We start from the raw sequence: 13,852 nt of genomic DNA, 5'->3' as shown, positions 1-13,852 counted from the left end.
ATCCCCCGCCCCGAACGCCGACAACTGCTCCAACCCGATGGTGCGAGACGATGTTCCCGCAGGCCAGGCAGATAGCCCTTTCGCCAGTACGCCGATGGCGAACGTGAGACGCTTTTGCCCGCGTGTCGCCCCTTCCCACTAGGGATGTCTTACCCGCACCCACTGACAGTCCATGCGGCGCACCCCCGTTTCCTCCGCTACGGGCGAACAACTTCGCGCCGCCGGACGCTCCCGCACTCCCTCTTGACGGACACAGGGAGCAGTCGATCATGCGCGGTGCGTAACCCTGAGGCGGGTTGGGCGGTTCATCGGACATGGCTTCCCTCGTCCCGCCTCCCCGCTCGGCGCCGGATTCCGACGGCTGCGCGCAGTGGTACGCACGCGAGCTGGACTGGGCCACGGCGGACTCGTCGCCGGTGCGGCTGCTGACGGGGCTGCGCTTCGACGTGCTGGAGGTGCCGGCCGCGGCCGGTCACGCGGCACTGCGCCGTGTCGGACCCACCGGCCCGGTGGCACTGGCAGGTGGTCGGATGCGGCTGCTGGTGGCCGCGGGCAGCGCCGACGAAATCCCCGGGCTGCTCGCCTGGCTGGAGTGGGGCGGGATCTCCCTCGACCTCACCGCCCTCGGGCACGGCGGGCACATCACGGCTCCGCTGCCGCCCGGCTGGGCAGCGGCGGGCTCGCCGGGGGCCGCGTCCTGGCTGCGGCCCCCTGGGACGCGCCAGGAGGTGGAGCTGTCGCTCCCGGCCCTCGGCGGCCTCGGGAGCAGGGGTGGGGATGCTCCCGATCTCGTACGACTCGTCGACGCGGCGGCAACGGAATGCCACCGGGTCAGGCTCACGCACGCACGGACACGCCTGCGGGCCCATCGGCCGACAGGTCAGCCGTTGGCCTTCTCGTAAGCCTCACGGATCTCGGCCGGAACACGGCCACGGTCATTCACATTGTGTCCGTTCTCGCGCGCCCACCGACGGATCTCGGCAGTGTCCTTGTTGCCACCGGTAACGGCGCGGCCCTTGCCACGGCCGGTCGCGGCGCGGCCACCGGTGCGACGGCCGCTCTTGGTGTACGGCTCGAGAAGACCACGGAGCTTGTCCGCGTTGGTCGTCGTGAGGTCGATCTCGTAGGTCTTGCCGTCCAGAGCGAACGTCACCGTCTCGTCCGCCTCGCCACCGTCGAGGTCGTCAACAAGAAGGACCTGAACCTTCTGTGCCACCGGATTTCCTTTCATCGAAAATGCAGTACGCGGAAAGGAAACCGCTTTTCCCGGGAAAACACAAACCCCTGGGAGAGGTTCAGGAGTGCAAGAACACGGGAAACATGCGCGATTCGGACATAGGGTTCCGGCGTCTTCCGCCGTTCACAGGTGCAGAAGCATCCGGCTGTTGCCCAAGGTGTTCGGCTTCACTCGTTCGAGACCGAGGAACTCGGCGACACCCTCGTCATAGGAACGCAGCAGCTCACTGTAGACATCTCCGTCGACCGGCGTCTCTCCGATCTCGGTGAAGCCGTGCGAGGCGAAGAAGTCCACTTCGAAGGTGAGACAGAAAACCCGGCGCACACCCAGCCAGCGCGCGGTCTGCAAGAGCTTGTCCAGCACCTGGTGGCCGACTCCGGCGCCCTTGATACCGAGGTCGACGGCGAGAGTACGCACTTCGGCGAGGTCTTCCCACATCACGTGCAGTGCGCCGCAGCCGACGACACGGGCGTCCTCGTCGCGTTCGGCGACCCAGAACTCCTGGATGTCCTCGTAAAGCGTCACCGTCGCTTTGTCGAGCAGGATGCCTTGGGAGACGTAGCCGTCAAGGAGTCCACGGACGGCCGCCACATCGCTCGTCCTGGCACGGCGGACGGTGATGGCCGGCTTATTTACCGACGGGCCGGTATGAAGATCTGCGCCCGACACGGTTTCCGGGCCGGTATGAGCTCCGGTTTGCGATGCGGCGCGGTGCGCGGTTTGCGGCTGCTCTGAGGACATCCCCCGACGCTATCGCCCGCTCTCCGGTGGCGCTTCATCGGCTACGGTCCTGTCGCCGGGGCCGCTCTCGGAGGGTTCGGGGAAGGCGGGTGCGACGACGCGCATCGCGTCGCCGAGAGCCTCGCGTTGCTCGGCGGACATCATGCCGAAGAAGGCGACCAGTGCGGCAGCCGGGTTGTCGCTCTGCGACCAGGCTTCGTTCATCAGTGCGGCCGAGTATGCGGCGCGGGTGGAGACCGCCGTATATCGATATGCCCGGCCGTCGACTTCGCGGCGCACCCAGCCCTTCTGATGGAGATTGTCCATTACCGTCATGACGGTCGTGTACGCGATGGACCGTTCCTGTTGAAGGTCCTCGAGAACTTCCCGCACCGTGACCGGTCGGTTCCATTGCCAGACCCGTGTCATCACGGCGTCTTCCAGCTCTCCCAATTGGCGAGGCACAGCATCACCTTAGTGCTAGATGTCTGGAATGGGATATTTCTGGGACGACGAAAGGGCGCACGGCTCCAGCGGAGCCGTGCGCCCTTCGTACTCCTCGGGCCGGAAGCCCTAGGCCCGCGGGGCCTGCTCGGCGGCCTCGGCACGGGCGATCGCCGCGTCCACGGCGGCGTCCTCCTTGGCCTTGTTCGGGCCGCCCTGGCTTTTGATGATCGTCACGACGACGCCGATGAAGAAGACGGCCATCACCACGGGGGGAACGAGCGCGGATACGTAGTCCATGCCGTCCAGGGTAGCGAGCCCGGCATTCCGGTCGGTGCCGGGCACCCCTTCAGGCGTGGCGCCGCTCAGCAGACGGCGCGCTCCTCCGGCGGGGTGGCCGGTGCGGGCCGCCGGCGGGGCGGGAAGACCTCGGACGGTTTCGGCATGGGCCGCTCGCCGGGGGACGGCGGCCGGGACGGGGTGGCGGGTCGCGCCGGGGTCCGGGGCCGCTCGGGGTCCTCGGCCGCCGCCGTGCCGCCGACGAGGGCCAGTAGCCTGCTGCGCGGCGCGGGTGCCCTGACGGGAACCGCGCGCCCGGCCAGCCGCGCCCGCACCGAGCGCTCGGCGAGCACCTGGCAGCGCTCCAGGAGGGCCGCGGCGACCGGTCCGCCGCGCAGGGCCCGGAGCGCCGCGAGATCGTCGGGACGGGGGTCGTAACCCGCCGCGAGGGCGTCCTGGAGGAGTTCCAGGTAGCCGCTGAGCGAGCCGGGGAGCGCTTCGCGGTAGCGGGCGAGATCGGCGAGGAGGAAGGCGCGCAGCCGGCCGGCCTCGCTCACCGCCTCGTCCACCGCGCCCGCGAGCCGCAGGCAGTCCTGGACATCCTCTTCCGGCAGGGGCGTGGGGTGGAGGGCGTTGGCGAGAGCGCGTCGGAGCACCCGGAGCTCGTCCGCGCTGAACGCCATGCCGCCGCGTGATCCGTAGGGCGTGGGCATGACGCGACAATACGTGCTAAATGGACAAAATCCGCTTAACTGGCCGCCTTGCGGCGCGGCGCCGGGCACCGCACCGCCGGACCGTTCCCGCAGGTGGCCGCAGGCGTGCGCTACATCCGGGCGATGTTGCGCTCGTACACCAGGCGCAGCCCGATGAGCGTCAGCCAGGGTTCGTGCTCGTCGATGACGGAGGAGTCCTTCAACACCATCGGAGCAAGGCCTCCGGTCGCGATGACGGTGACCTCGTCGGGGTCGGCCGCCAGCTCCTTCTTCATCCGCTCCACGACACCGTCGATCTGTCCGGCGAAGCCGTACACGATGCCGGACTGCATGGCCTCGACGGTGTTCTTGCCGATCACGCTGCGCGGCCTGGCGAGCTCGATCTTGCGCAGCTGGGCGCCCTTCGCGCCGAGGGCCTCCACCGAGATCTCGATGCCGGGGGCGATGACCCCACCCGCGTACTCCCCACGCGCCGACACGGCGTCGAAGGTGGTGGCGGTGCCGAGGTCGACGACGATCGCCGGGCCTCCGTAGAGCTCGACGGCGGCGACCGCGTTGACGATACGGTCCGCGCCGACCTCCTTCGGGTTGTCCATCAGGACGGGGACGCCGGTCTTGACGCCCGGCTCCACGAGCACCGCCGGGACGTCGCCGTAGTAGCGCCGGGTGACCTCGCGGAGCTCGTGCAGCACGGCGGGGACCGTCGAGCAGATCGCGATGCCCTCGATGCCGTCACCGAGTTCCATGCCGAGCAGGGGGTGCATGCCCATCAGGCCCTGGAGCAGCACGGCGAGCTCGTCGGCCGTGCGTCGGGCGTCGGTGGAGATCCGCCAGTGCTCGACGATCTCCTCCCCGTCGAACAGCCCGAGGACGGTGTGGGAGTTGCCGACGTCGATGGTGAGCAGCATCAGGCGTCGGCCCCGTCGGTCGGCGTGACGTCGCGGAAGTCCAGGCCGATGTCGAGGATCGGCGAGGAGTGCGTGAGCGCGCCGACGGCCAGGTAGTCCACCCCCGCCTCGGCATAGGCCCGGGCGGAGTCGAGGGAGAGCCGGCCGGAGGACTCCAGGAGCGCCCGGCCTCCGACGAGGGCGACCGCCTCCGCGGTGGCGGACGGGGTGAAGTTGTCGAGCAGGATCAGGTCGGCGCCCGCGTCGAGCACCTCGCGCACCTGCTCCAGCGTGTCGACCTCGACCTCGATCGCGAGGTCCGGGTATGCCTTCCTGACCCGCGTGAACGCCTCGGCGACGCCCCCTGCGGCGATCACGTGGTTGTCCTTGACCAGCGCGGCGTCCACGAGCGACATCCGGTGGTTGACGCCGCCGCCGCAGCGCACCGCGTACTTCTCCAGGGCGCGCAGCCCCGGAGTCGTCTTGCGGGTGTCACGGACCCGGGCCTTGGAGCCTTCGAGCACGTCGGCCCAGGCGCGGGTCGCGGTGGCGATCCCGGAGAGCCGGCAGAGCAGGTTGAGCGCACTGCGCTCGCCGGTGAGCAGGTCACGCGTGCGGGTGGTGACCGTCAGCAGCTTCTGCCCGGGCACGACACGGTCGCCGTCCTCGACGTGGCGCTCGACCTCGAACTCCTCCGTGCAGACGATCGACAGGACGGCCTCGGCGACGCGCAGACCTGCGACGACGCCCGCCTCACGGGCGGTGAAGTCACCGGTGGCGACGGCGTCCACCGGGACGGTGGCGACGGTGGTGACGTCCTCGCCCCCGTCGAGGTCCTCCTCGATCGCGACATGGGCGATGTCCTCGACCTGCACCGGGTCCAGCCCCGCGTCGGAGAGCAGCTGGGCGAGCGCGGGGTCGAGGCCGCACTCCAGACCGTCGGGGTCGTAGCCGTCACCGCAGCCGCAGCCGTCGCCGCAGCCGCTCGCGGACTCGGCGGGGACGCCGATGTGGATCAGCGGTACGTCCACGGGCGTGGGGCGCGGATTCTCTTCGGGCGTGCTCACGGTTACGGCTCCTCGGGGGCGTCGGCGGGCTGGTTGCGGAGGCTGGTGGGCGGCGCGGTGTCCGCCGGGTGCGCGGGGTCCTCGGCGCGTACGGGCGGGAACGCGGCACCGTCCGTGGTGCGGACGACGGGCTGCCGGTCGGGGGTGACGCGCACGACGAGGTGGCGGAGCCAGGCGGAGTCGTCGCGGTCCGGGAAGTCCTCGCGCCAGTGGCAGCCACGGGTCTCCTCGCGCTCCCGGGCGGCGGCGACCAGCACCCGCGAGACGAGGAGCAGGTTGGTGGCCTCCCACGCCTCGACCCCGGGCACGGCGTCCTTGGGGCCGTCCTCCTCGGCGGCGGCCGTGCGGAGCGCCTCCAGCTCCTCGGCGGCGGTGGCCAGGCTGGCGGCGGAGCGGATGACTCCGGCGCCTCGGGTCATGATGCGCTGGATCGTGGTGCGGGACTCGGCGGTGAGCAGCGGGACGGTGGCCGTGCCGACGGCGTCGGCCTCCTGCACCCGCCCGGCCCCGGCCCGGGGGGTCTCGCCGGCTCCCCCGGCCCCGGGGGAGCCGGTGATGTCCGCCGCGATGCGCTCGGCGAAGACCAGTCCCTCCAGGAGGGAGTTGGACGCGAGCCTGTTCGCGCCGTGCACACCCGTGCAGGCGACCTCGCCGCAGGCGTACAGGCCGGGCACGGTCGTACGCCCGCTGAGGTCCGTACGCACACCGCCCGAGGCGTAGTGCGCGGCGGGGGCCACCGGGATCGGCTCGGTCACGGGGTCGATGCCGTGGGCGCGGCAGGCGGCGAGGATCGTCGGGAAGCGCTGCTCCCACATCTCGGCGCCGAAGTGACGGGCGTCGAGATACATGTGCTCGGTGCCCTGGAGGTGCATCTGGCGGGTGATGGCCTTGGCGACGATGTCGCGGGGGGCCAGCTCGGCGAGCTCGTGCGTGCCGAGCATGAAGCGGGTGCCGGACGCGTCGACGAGATGGGCGCCCTCGCCCCGTACGGCCTCGGACACCAGCGGCTGCTGGCCTTCCGAGTCGGCGCCCAGAAACAGGACGGTCGGATGGAACTGGACGAATTCGAGGTCGGACACCTCCGCGCCCGCCCGCAGTGCGAGCGCCACCCCGTCGCCGGTGGAGACCGGCGGGTTGGTGGTGGCGGAGAAGACCTGGCCCATGCCGCCGGTGGCCAGGACCACGGCAGGGGCGCGGACGGCACCGACGCCGTCGTGCTGGCCCTCACCCATGACGTGCAGGGTGACGCCTTCGGTACGGCCCTCGGCGTCCGTGAGCAGGTCCAGGACCAGGGCGTTCTCGATGGTGCGCAGGGCGGCCGAGCGCACCGCGCCGACCAGGGCGCGGGAGATCTCCGCGCCCGTCGCGTCGCCTCCCGCGTGGGCGATCCGGCGGCGGTGGTGGCCGCCCTCACGGGTCAGGGCGATCGCACCGGTGTCGGTGGTGTCGAAGTGGGCGCCGGTGTCGATCAGCCTGCGGACCGCGTCGGGGCCCTCCGTCACCAGCGCGCGCACCGCGGTCTCGTCGCACAGTCCGGCCCCGGCGACCAGGGTGTCGTCGAGGTGTTGCTCCGGGGTGTCGCCCTCGCCGAGCGCCGCGGCGATGCCGCCCTGGGCCCAGCGGGTGGAACCGTCGTCGAGGCGCGCCTTGGTGACGACGACGGTCGCGAGGCCGGCCGCGGCGCAGCGCAGCGCGGTGGTCAGGCCGGCCACGCCGGAGCCGACCACGACCACGTCCGCTTCGATGGCCCAGCCGGGGGCGGGGGCTGTCAGCCGTATTCCGGTCACGTGAGGGCTCCGAGGGTCAGCGGGATGTTGTCGATCAGCCGGGTGCTGCCCACCCGGGCGGCGACGGCGAGGAGTGCCTCGCCGGTGACGCGGTCGTCCGGGATCTCGGTGAAGTCGGCCGGGTCCACGAGCGCCACGTAGTCCAGCACGAGCGGCACGGCGGCCTCGGCGGCCTCGTCCAGCACGGCCTGTGCGGCGGCCCGCACCGCGGCCGGTGCCACGGTCGGCCTGGCCAGCGCCACCGCCTGGGTGTCGGCCGCTGCCCTGGCCTCCCCGAGCCGGGTGAGGGCCGCGGCCCGGCCCTGACGCTCCGGGACCGTCCTGGCGCGGGCGTGCAGCGCCTGCTGCGCGGCCAGCCGGTCACGGGCCGCGAACAGGGCCCGGGGCAGGGCCAGCGCGGTGTGCCGCTCCTCGGCGGAGAGGAAGCGGTTGCGGCTGGAGAGCGCGAGGCCGTCCGGGTCACGGACGGTGGGTACGGCGACGATGTCCATGCCGAAGTTGAGGTCCCTCACCATGCGGCGGACCAGCGCCAGCTGCTGGGCGTCCTTCTGCCCGAAGAACGCCGCGTCCGGCCGGGTGAGGTGGAGGAGCTTCGCGACGACGGTGAGCATGCCGTCGAAGTGCCCCGGGCGGTGGGCGCCCTCCAGCCGCTCGCCCATGGGGCCCGAGACGATCCTGACCTGCGGGTCACCGCCGGGGTAGACCTCGTCGACGGACGGGGCGAAGACCGCGTCGGCCCCGGCCTCCGAGGCGACGGCGAGGTCGGCGTCCAGGGTGCGGGGGTAGCGGTCGAGGTCGGCCGCCTCTCCGAACTGGAGCGGGTTGACGAAGACGGTGACCACGACCTGGCCGGCGGGCCCCGCGGCGTCACGCGCCGCGCGGATCAGGGTGGCGTGGCCCTCGTGGAGCGCGCCCATCGTCATGACGACGGCGCGGCGTGCCCCGGGGGCCCGGCCGAGGGCGCCCAGCTCGGCGGCGGTGCTCAGCAGGGTGGCGGGTGCGGTGTTCATCGGCTCTCCCCCGGTCCGGGCTGGTCAGGACCGTGTGTTCCGTTCGTCCCGTTCATGGGATTGCTGTCCGAGAGGACGCCGAGGAGGTCCTCCGCGAGTTCCGCCTTGAGCAGCCCGTGATCCAGCGCCCGGTCGGCAGTGGCGCGGGCCATGGCGAGATATCCGGCCACCGTCTGCGGAGCGTGCAGCCGCAGCTCGCGGATGTGCGCGGACACCGTGCCGGCGTCGCCACGGGCGACGGGGCCGGTCAGGGCCGCGTCGCCGGAGCGCAGGGCGTTGTCGAGCGCGGCGCCCAGGAGGGGGCCGAGCATCCGGTCCGGGGCGCCCACACCGGCCTTGGCCAGCAGCTCCATGGACTGCGCGACGAGGGTGACCAGGTGGTTCGCGCCGAGCGCGAGCGCGGCGTGGTAGAGCGGCCGGGACTCCTCGGCGATCCATTCGGGCTCGCCGCCCATCTCGATGACGAGCGCCTCGGCGGCGAGCCTGAGCTCCTCCGGGGCGGTGACCCCGAAGGAGCAGCCGGCCAGCCGCTGGACGTCGACGGAGGTACCGGTGAAGGTCATCGCCGGGTGGAGCGCCAGCGGCAGGGCACCGGCCCGGAGCGCCGGGTCGAGCACCTTCGCGCCGTACCGTCCGGAGGTGTGCACGAGCAGTTGACCGGGACGCACGGCGCCGGTCTCGGCGAGGCCTTCGACCAGGCCGGGCAGTGCGTCGTCGGGCACGGTCAGCAGCACGAGCTCGGCCCGGGCGAGCACCTCGGCGGGGGTCACCAGGGGGACGTCGGGGAGCAGTGCGGCGGCCCGGCGCACCGACGCGTCGGAGACGCCCGACACCGCGACCGGGCGGTGTCCGGCGAGTTGCAGCGAGGCGGCGAGTGCGGGCCCGACCCGTCCCGCGCCCACGACTCCGACGGTGAGGCGGGCAGGGCGGTCCCTCGCGTCGAGGGGGTCCTTCGAAACTGATGCGTTCACGCGGCGACGGCCTTCCGTTCCAGTCCGCGGCGGGTACCGGACGATTTCTCTGCATGCTACGCCAGCGTTTCGGTACACCTCACGGCCGTCCACACCCTGTGGATAACTTCTGGCGGCGAGGGAACCCGCGGTGGGCGGCGCCGGCGGTCCGGGTGATGATCGTCCCATGGGAGTCACCGATGAGCAGAAGCAGCGGAACCGCAGGCTGACCGCGTGGAAGCGATCCGGAAAGGTGCTGGCGCGGGCCGCCGCCGACCAGACACTGGCCGAACGGCTGACCGCACTGGCCGCCGGCGCGGGCACGGTCCACGACCTGGACGCGTGGACGGACGTGTACGGCGACGGAGTCGTGGCCGAGGTCGAGCGGCGCACCGCGGACCTGCTGGGGACGGAGGCCGCGGCCTTCTTCCCGACCGGGACGATGGCCCAGCAGGTGGCGCTGCGGTGCTGGGCCGGGAGGACGGGCAGTCCGGTCGTGGCGCTGCATCCGCTCTCCCATCCCGAAGTGCACGAGCGGGGCGCCCTCGCCTCGGTGAGCGGGCTGCGCACGGTGCATCCCACGAGCGCTCCCCGGCAGGCCACCGCCGAGGAGATCCGGGACTTCGCCGAGCCCTTCGGCACGCTCATGGTGGAGCTTCCGCTGCGGGACGCGGGCTTCGTGCTGCCCTCCTGGGAGGACCTGGAGGCGGCCGTGGCAGCCGCCCGGGAGCGGGACGCCGTGGTGCATCTGGACGGGGCGCGGCTGTGGGAGTGCACGCCGCACCTCGGGCGGAGCCTCGCGGAGATCGCCGCGCTCGCCGACAGCGTGTACGTGTCGTTCTACAAGTCACTGGACGGCCTCTCCGGAGCGGTGCTCGCCGGCTCCGAATCCCTGGTCGAGGAGGCCCGCACCTGGCGCCACCGGTACGGCGGCCAGGTCTTCCAGCAGTATCCGGCGGCCCTGTCCGCCCTGCTGGGCCTGGAGCGGGAGCTGCCCAGGCTGCCGTCGTACGTCGCGCATGCGAAGGTGGTCGCCGGCGCCCTGGCGGAGGGCTTCACCGGCTCCGCGGTCCCGTGGTTCCGGATCCATCCCGAGCCCCCGCACACGCACCAGTTCCAGGTCTGGCTGCCGTACGCCGCGGACGTCCTGGACGAGGCGTCGGTGCGGCAGGCCGAGGAGACGGGCGTGACCCTCTTCCGGCGCTGGTTCGCGGCTCCCGCCGGGCCGCCCGGACTCTCGTACACCGAGGTCACGGTCGCGGCGCCGGGGCTGGAGTGGACCGCGCAGGACGTCCGGGAAGCGGTGGCGGAGTTCGAGGCACGGCTGGTGCAGGGCCCGCGCGAGGGCGGCCGGCGCAGGGCCTGCGGAGAGAGCGGGCGGAGAAGCTGAGGCCAAGGGCTGCCAGCCCCCTCGCGCCCGGCGTCACGCCAGGGGCGGCCGGTGGGTAGCCGTCCAGGCGCGGATCCGCGCGCGGATCGAGCGCAGGACCTCCCGGTCGTGCGTGCCGGGAAGCGGGGGCGGCGCCACGCCCTGCCGAGCCGCCCGAAAGCTGTCGAGCATCTGCTGCTGAACGATGTCCATGCCTCCAGCCTGAACCCGTCGTCGCAGGTCCGCCCGTGGATTGACGACCGTGGTCAATCCGCGTCCTGACCCGTCTCCGCACCCCGCACTATGGAGGGGTGAGTGTGCACATCGACATCGCGGGACTGCCTCCCGAACGCATAATCTTCGAGACCTCCCCTCTGGCCGAGCTGGGGCTCGCCCTGCACGCGCTCTCCGAGCCGGGCCACCATCCCGGCCTGCACGGCTGGGTGACGGCGACCTCCGCCGCGCTGGAGCCCGACCTCGCGGACCGGCTCCACGAGGCGGAGTTCCTCTGGCGGCACACCTTCTCCGACGTCTTCATGCCCTTCGCCGGTGTCCGTGGCGGAGACGGCAGGACCGGTACGACCCTCGCCGAGGACCTGGACATCCTGGACAAGCTCGACGACGAGCGCTTCGTCTCCGCCGCCCTGGAGTTCACCTGCACGAGCCTCTACGGCACGGGCACACCGTCACCACTCACGGACACCGCCATGCGGGACCGCGCGCTGTACATGGCAGCGGCCCGAGGATCTCAGCAGCTGGAGTTCACCCAGCAGCTGCTGGACGACCCCGTCTCCGTACGCGGCTGGATCAGGCGCCTGCTGGAGGACTGCGACCAGGCCTTCTTCGCCGACACCTGGCGGCGTGCCGAGGTCCAGCTCGTCGCCGACGCCCGGCACAAGACGGAGCTCCTGCGGCACAAGGGCATCCCGGCCGCACTGAGCGCGGTCTCCGCGGCCATGTCCCTGGACGAGGAGACCGGCAGGATCAGCGTCGACAAGCTGACCCAGGGCAGGACCGACTACTCGGGCTCGGCGGGCCGCACCGGTCTCACCCTCATCCCGACCAGTTTCGGCTGGCCGCACCTGATGGTGCTGCACGCGCCGGGATGGCGCCCCGTGATCCACTACCCGGTGCACCGCCCCGAGCTGCCCTCCCCCGCCTCCGTGGAGCTGCTCCGGCTCCGGATGGAGGCGCTGGCCCACCCCATGCGCATGCGGATCTGCCGCGACCTGGCCCGGTCCTCGTACACGACCGGCGAGCTCGCCTCGTCCCACGGCATCACACCGCCCGAGGTCTCCCGTCATCTCGCGGTGCTCAGGAAGGCGAGCCTGCTCACCACCCGGCGGCGCGGGAGGTACGTCCTGCACGCCCTGGACCTGACGGTGGTGGCCCGGCTCGGCAGCGACTTCCTGGAGGGGGTGCTCCGCTGAACGGCACGGTGTCCCCGGCCGGCCCGGCGGACCGGTTCAGCCCGCCCCGCCCCCGGCCCTGACCAGCCCCGTCTCGTACGCGAGGACCACGACCTGGACGCGGTCGCGCAGCGCCAGTTTGGTGAGGATGCGGCCGACGTGGGTCTTCACGGTCGCCTCGGAGAGCACCAGCCGCCCCGCGATCTCGCCGTTCGACAGGCCTTGCGCGACCAGCAGCATCACCTCGCGCTCGCGCTCGGTCAGCTTCCCGACGTGCTTGTTCTGCGGCTCCTGCGTGGTACTCGGCAGCATCGGCGAGAACCGGTCGAGCAGCCGGCGGGTCGTGGAGGGTGCCACCACGGCGTCGCCGCTGTGCACCGAGCGGATCGCGGAGAGCAGCTCGCCCGGAGGCACGTCCTTGAGCATGAAGCCGCTGGCGCCCGCCTTCAGGCCGGAGAAGGCGTACTCGTCCAGATCGAACGTGGTCAGGATCAGCACCTTGGGCGGATCGGTCTGCGCGCAGATGCGCCGGGTCGCCTCCACGCCGTCGAGCCGCGGCATGCGTACGTCCATCAGCACCACGTCGACGGCGGTGGACCGCAGGATCTCGATCGCCGCGGCCCCGTCACCCGCCTCCGCGACGACCTCCATGTCCGGCTGTGCGGCGAGCACCATCCGGAAGCCCGTACGCAAAAGCACCTGGTCGTCGACGAGCATCACGCGGATCGCCATGAGGTGTCCTGTCCTTCCGTCACTGGTTCGCGGGCTTGAGCGGAAGCAGCGCGCTGATCCGGAAGCCGCCGCCCTGGCGCGGGCCCGCGTCCAGCGTGCCGCCCACCATGCCGACCCGCTCACGCATGCCGATCATCCCCTGTCCGGCACCGTCGATCCCGCCGTCCTCGTACAGCTCGTGCGGCGCTCCCCGGCCGTCGTCCTCGACGAGGAGGCCCAGCCCGTCGTCGAAGTAGACGAGCCGCACGCTCGCCCCGGCGTCCGGGCCGCCGTGCTTACGGGTGTTGGTGAGCGCTTCCTGCACGATGCGGTAGGCGGTCAGCTCGACCCCGCTCGGGAGCGGACGCGGAGTGCCCTCGATCTTGAAGTCGACCGCCAGGCCGGTCTCCCGCACCTTGCCCACGAGCTCCTCGATCTGCTCGACGTCGGGCTGGGGGACGTACTCCCCGCTCTCCTGGGCATCGCCTGTCCGCAGCACCCCGAGCAGCCGCCGCATCTCGGCCAGCGCCTGACGGCCGGTGCTGGAGATGGTCTCCAGTGCCTGGCGCGCCTGGTCCGGCGAGGAGTCCATCACGTAGGCGGCGCCGTCGGCCTGGACCACCATCACCGAGACGTTGTGCGCGACGACGTCGTGCAGCTCGCGGGCGATACGGGCGCGTTCGGCCGCCACCGCCACCTTCGACTGCGCCTCACGCTCCCGCTCCAGCCGGGCGGCGCGCTCCTCCAGCTGACTGAAGTAGGCCCGCCTGGTGCGTATCGAGTCACCCAGCACCCAGGCCAGGACGAAAGGCACCGTCATGATGACGACGTAGCCGACGGTCTGCGCCCAGCCGCCCGTGGGGGCGTCGTCCGGCCAGCGGAGCCGCGAGATCCCGGCCGCGGCCAGGCTGCACCCGAGCGCGAGCCGGGACGCCCACCGGTCCCCGACCGTGGCGACGGTGTACGTGATCACCAGCATCGCGAAGTCCGCGACGTCCGGGCGCACCCCGAACAGCAGCTGCGCGACACCCATCACGATCGCGAGCAGCAGCATCTTCTCCGGCGCACGGCGGCGCAGCGCGACCACCACGCACAGACCGACGGCGAGCGGCACCGCCGCGATGCGCTCCAGGCTGCTGCCGGTCCGGTCGGCCACGATGGACACGCCGGAGAACCCGAGGAGACAGACAGCCCAGAGGATGTCGACGCCCGTCGGGTGTCTGCGGATGAAATCGTAGAAGCGCTGCACGTTACCCAGCGTAGGGACAG

At 72.1% G+C, this 13,852-nt stretch carries 16 protein-coding genes; 3 read left to right on the top strand and 13 right to left on the bottom strand.

Annotation, left to right across the window (positions count from 1 at the left end):
- The first annotated feature begins 314 nt into the window (after positions 1–314).
- The gene (locus tag ACFY8O_RS31410) at positions 315–902 is read left to right on the top strand and encodes an SCO3374 family protein (RefSeq protein WP_387908427.1); all 588 of its coding nucleotides are present in this window, start codon (positions 315–317) and stop codon (positions 900–902) included.
- Here ACFY8O_RS31410 and ACFY8O_RS31405 read toward each other — a convergent pair.
- The 10 genes from ACFY8O_RS31405 to ACFY8O_RS31360 form a co-directional block, all read right to left on the bottom strand.
- Complete coding sequence (locus ACFY8O_RS31405) at positions 881–1,216, bottom strand: histone-like nucleoid-structuring protein Lsr2 (protein ID WP_073750230.1); 336 nt, start codon at positions 1,214–1,216, stop codon at positions 881–883. The two genes, ACFY8O_RS31410 and ACFY8O_RS31405, sit on opposite strands and share 22 nt — an antisense overlap.
- 144 nt (positions 1,217–1,360) lie before the next feature.
- Positions 1,361–1,978, bottom strand: coding sequence for an amino-acid N-acetyltransferase (locus ACFY8O_RS31400; protein WP_387908423.1), 618 nt, complete (start codon positions 1,976–1,978; stop codon positions 1,361–1,363).
- Positions 1,979–1,987: 9 nt separating this feature from the next.
- Positions 1,988–2,422 (bottom strand): BlaI/MecI/CopY family transcriptional regulator, encoded by a 435-nt coding sequence (locus ACFY8O_RS31395; RefSeq protein ID WP_145809602.1) that lies wholly within the window; start codon positions 2,420–2,422, stop codon positions 1,988–1,990.
- Positions 2,423–2,530: 108 nt separating this feature from the next.
- On the bottom strand, positions 2,531–2,701 hold the full coding sequence (locus ACFY8O_RS31390) for a hypothetical protein (protein WP_167526235.1): 171 nt from the start codon (positions 2,699–2,701) through the stop codon (positions 2,531–2,533).
- Between the two features lie 65 nt (positions 2,702–2,766).
- Positions 2,767–3,363 carry a hypothetical protein gene (locus ACFY8O_RS31385; RefSeq protein ID WP_387908488.1) on the bottom strand — a complete coding sequence of 199 codons (597 nt, stop codon included), beginning with the start codon at positions 3,361–3,363 and terminating at the stop codon, positions 2,767–2,769.
- 140 nt (positions 3,364–3,503) lie between these two features.
- Positions 3,504–4,301 carry a type III pantothenate kinase gene (locus ACFY8O_RS31380; protein WP_145809599.1) on the bottom strand — a complete coding sequence of 266 codons (798 nt, stop codon included), beginning with the start codon at positions 4,299–4,301 and terminating at the stop codon, positions 3,504–3,506.
- A complete protein-coding gene (gene nadC, locus ACFY8O_RS31375; protein ID WP_387908418.1) occupies positions 4,301–5,347 on the bottom strand; it encodes a carboxylating nicotinate-nucleotide diphosphorylase in 1,047 nt (348 codons plus the stop codon). The genes ACFY8O_RS31380 and nadC overlap by 1 nt, the downstream gene beginning before the upstream one ends.
- A gap of 2 nt (positions 5,348–5,349) precedes the next feature.
- Positions 5,350–7,134: an L-aspartate oxidase gene (locus ACFY8O_RS31370; RefSeq protein ID WP_387908416.1), complete on the bottom strand. Its 1,785-nt coding sequence runs from the start codon at positions 7,132–7,134 to the stop codon at positions 5,350–5,352.
- On the bottom strand, positions 7,131–8,144 hold the full coding sequence (panC, locus tag ACFY8O_RS31365; protein ID WP_145809593.1) for a pantoate--beta-alanine ligase: 1,014 nt from the start codon (positions 8,142–8,144) through the stop codon (positions 7,131–7,133). Before panC ends, ACFY8O_RS31370 begins: the two co-directional genes overlap by 4 nt.
- Positions 8,141–9,115, bottom strand: a complete 975-nt coding sequence (locus ACFY8O_RS31360; RefSeq protein WP_387908411.1) for a Rossmann-like and DUF2520 domain-containing protein — start codon at positions 9,113–9,115, stop codon at positions 8,141–8,143. Before ACFY8O_RS31360 ends, panC begins: the two co-directional genes overlap by 4 nt.
- Before the next feature lie 166 nt (positions 9,116–9,281).
- Here ACFY8O_RS31360 and ACFY8O_RS31355 point away from each other — a divergent pair, with 166 nt between their 5' ends.
- On the top strand, positions 9,282–10,484 hold the full coding sequence (locus tag ACFY8O_RS31355; RefSeq protein WP_387908408.1) for a threonine aldolase family protein: 1,203 nt from the start codon (positions 9,282–9,284) through the stop codon (positions 10,482–10,484).
- A 33-nt stretch (positions 10,485–10,517) separates the two neighbouring features.
- Here ACFY8O_RS31355 and ACFY8O_RS31350 read toward each other — a convergent pair whose 3' ends face one another.
- A complete protein-coding gene (locus ACFY8O_RS31350) occupies positions 10,518–10,676 on the bottom strand; it encodes a hypothetical protein (protein ID WP_167526234.1) in 159 nt (52 codons plus the stop codon).
- Positions 10,677–10,780: 104 nt separating this feature from the next.
- Here ACFY8O_RS31350 and ACFY8O_RS31345 point away from each other — a divergent pair, with 104 nt between their 5' ends.
- A complete protein-coding gene (locus ACFY8O_RS31345) occupies positions 10,781–11,893 on the top strand; it encodes a DUF5937 family protein (protein WP_387908486.1) in 1,113 nt (370 codons plus the stop codon).
- 36 nt (positions 11,894–11,929) lie between these two features.
- Here ACFY8O_RS31345 and ACFY8O_RS31340 read toward each other — a convergent pair whose 3' ends face one another.
- Complete coding sequence (locus ACFY8O_RS31340; protein ID WP_145809588.1) at positions 11,930–12,604, bottom strand: response regulator; 675 nt, start codon at positions 12,602–12,604, stop codon at positions 11,930–11,932.
- A 19-nt stretch (positions 12,605–12,623) separates the two neighbouring features.
- A complete protein-coding gene (locus ACFY8O_RS31335) occupies positions 12,624–13,832 on the bottom strand; it encodes a sensor histidine kinase (RefSeq protein WP_145809586.1) in 1,209 nt (402 codons plus the stop codon).
- Positions 13,833–13,852: the final 20 nt, after the last annotated feature.

Source organism: Streptomyces argenteolus, assembly GCF_042902585.1.
Classification (GTDB): Bacteria; Actinomycetota; Actinomycetes; order Streptomycetales; family Streptomycetaceae; genus Streptomyces; species Streptomyces argenteolus.
Note: the sequence above shows the minus strand (reverse complement) of the source record. Positions and strands in the feature narration are given on the sequence as shown.

Coding starts and splice junctions, on each gene's coding strand:
- ACFY8O_RS31410 (WP_387908427.1), top strand. CDS start 315: ATGGCTTCCCTCGTCCCGCCTCCCCGCTCGGCGCCGGATTCCGACGGC.
- ACFY8O_RS31400 (WP_387908423.1), bottom strand. CDS start 1,978: ATGTCCTCAGAGCAGCCGCAAACCGCGCACCGCGCCGCATCGCAAACC.
- ACFY8O_RS31390 (WP_167526235.1), bottom strand. CDS start 2,701: ATGGACTACGTATCCGCGCTCGTTCCCCCCGTGGTGATGGCCGTCTTC.
- ACFY8O_RS31385 (WP_387908488.1), bottom strand. CDS start 3,363: ATGGCGTTCAGCGCGGACGAGCTCCGGGTGCTCCGACGCGCTCTCGCC.
- ACFY8O_RS31380 (WP_145809599.1), bottom strand. CDS start 4,301: ATGCTGCTCACCATCGACGTCGGCAACTCCCACACCGTCCTCGGGCTG.
- panC (WP_145809593.1), bottom strand. CDS start 8,144: ATGAACACCGCACCCGCCACCCTGCTGAGCACCGCCGCCGAGCTGGGC.
- ACFY8O_RS31355 (WP_387908408.1), top strand. CDS start 9,282: ATGGGAGTCACCGATGAGCAGAAGCAGCGGAACCGCAGGCTGACCGCG.
- ACFY8O_RS31350 (WP_167526234.1), bottom strand. CDS start 10,676: ATGGACATCGTTCAGCAGCAGATGCTCGACAGCTTTCGGGCGGCTCGG.
- ACFY8O_RS31340 (WP_145809588.1), bottom strand. CDS start 12,604: ATGGCGATCCGCGTGATGCTCGTCGACGACCAGGTGCTTTTGCGTACG.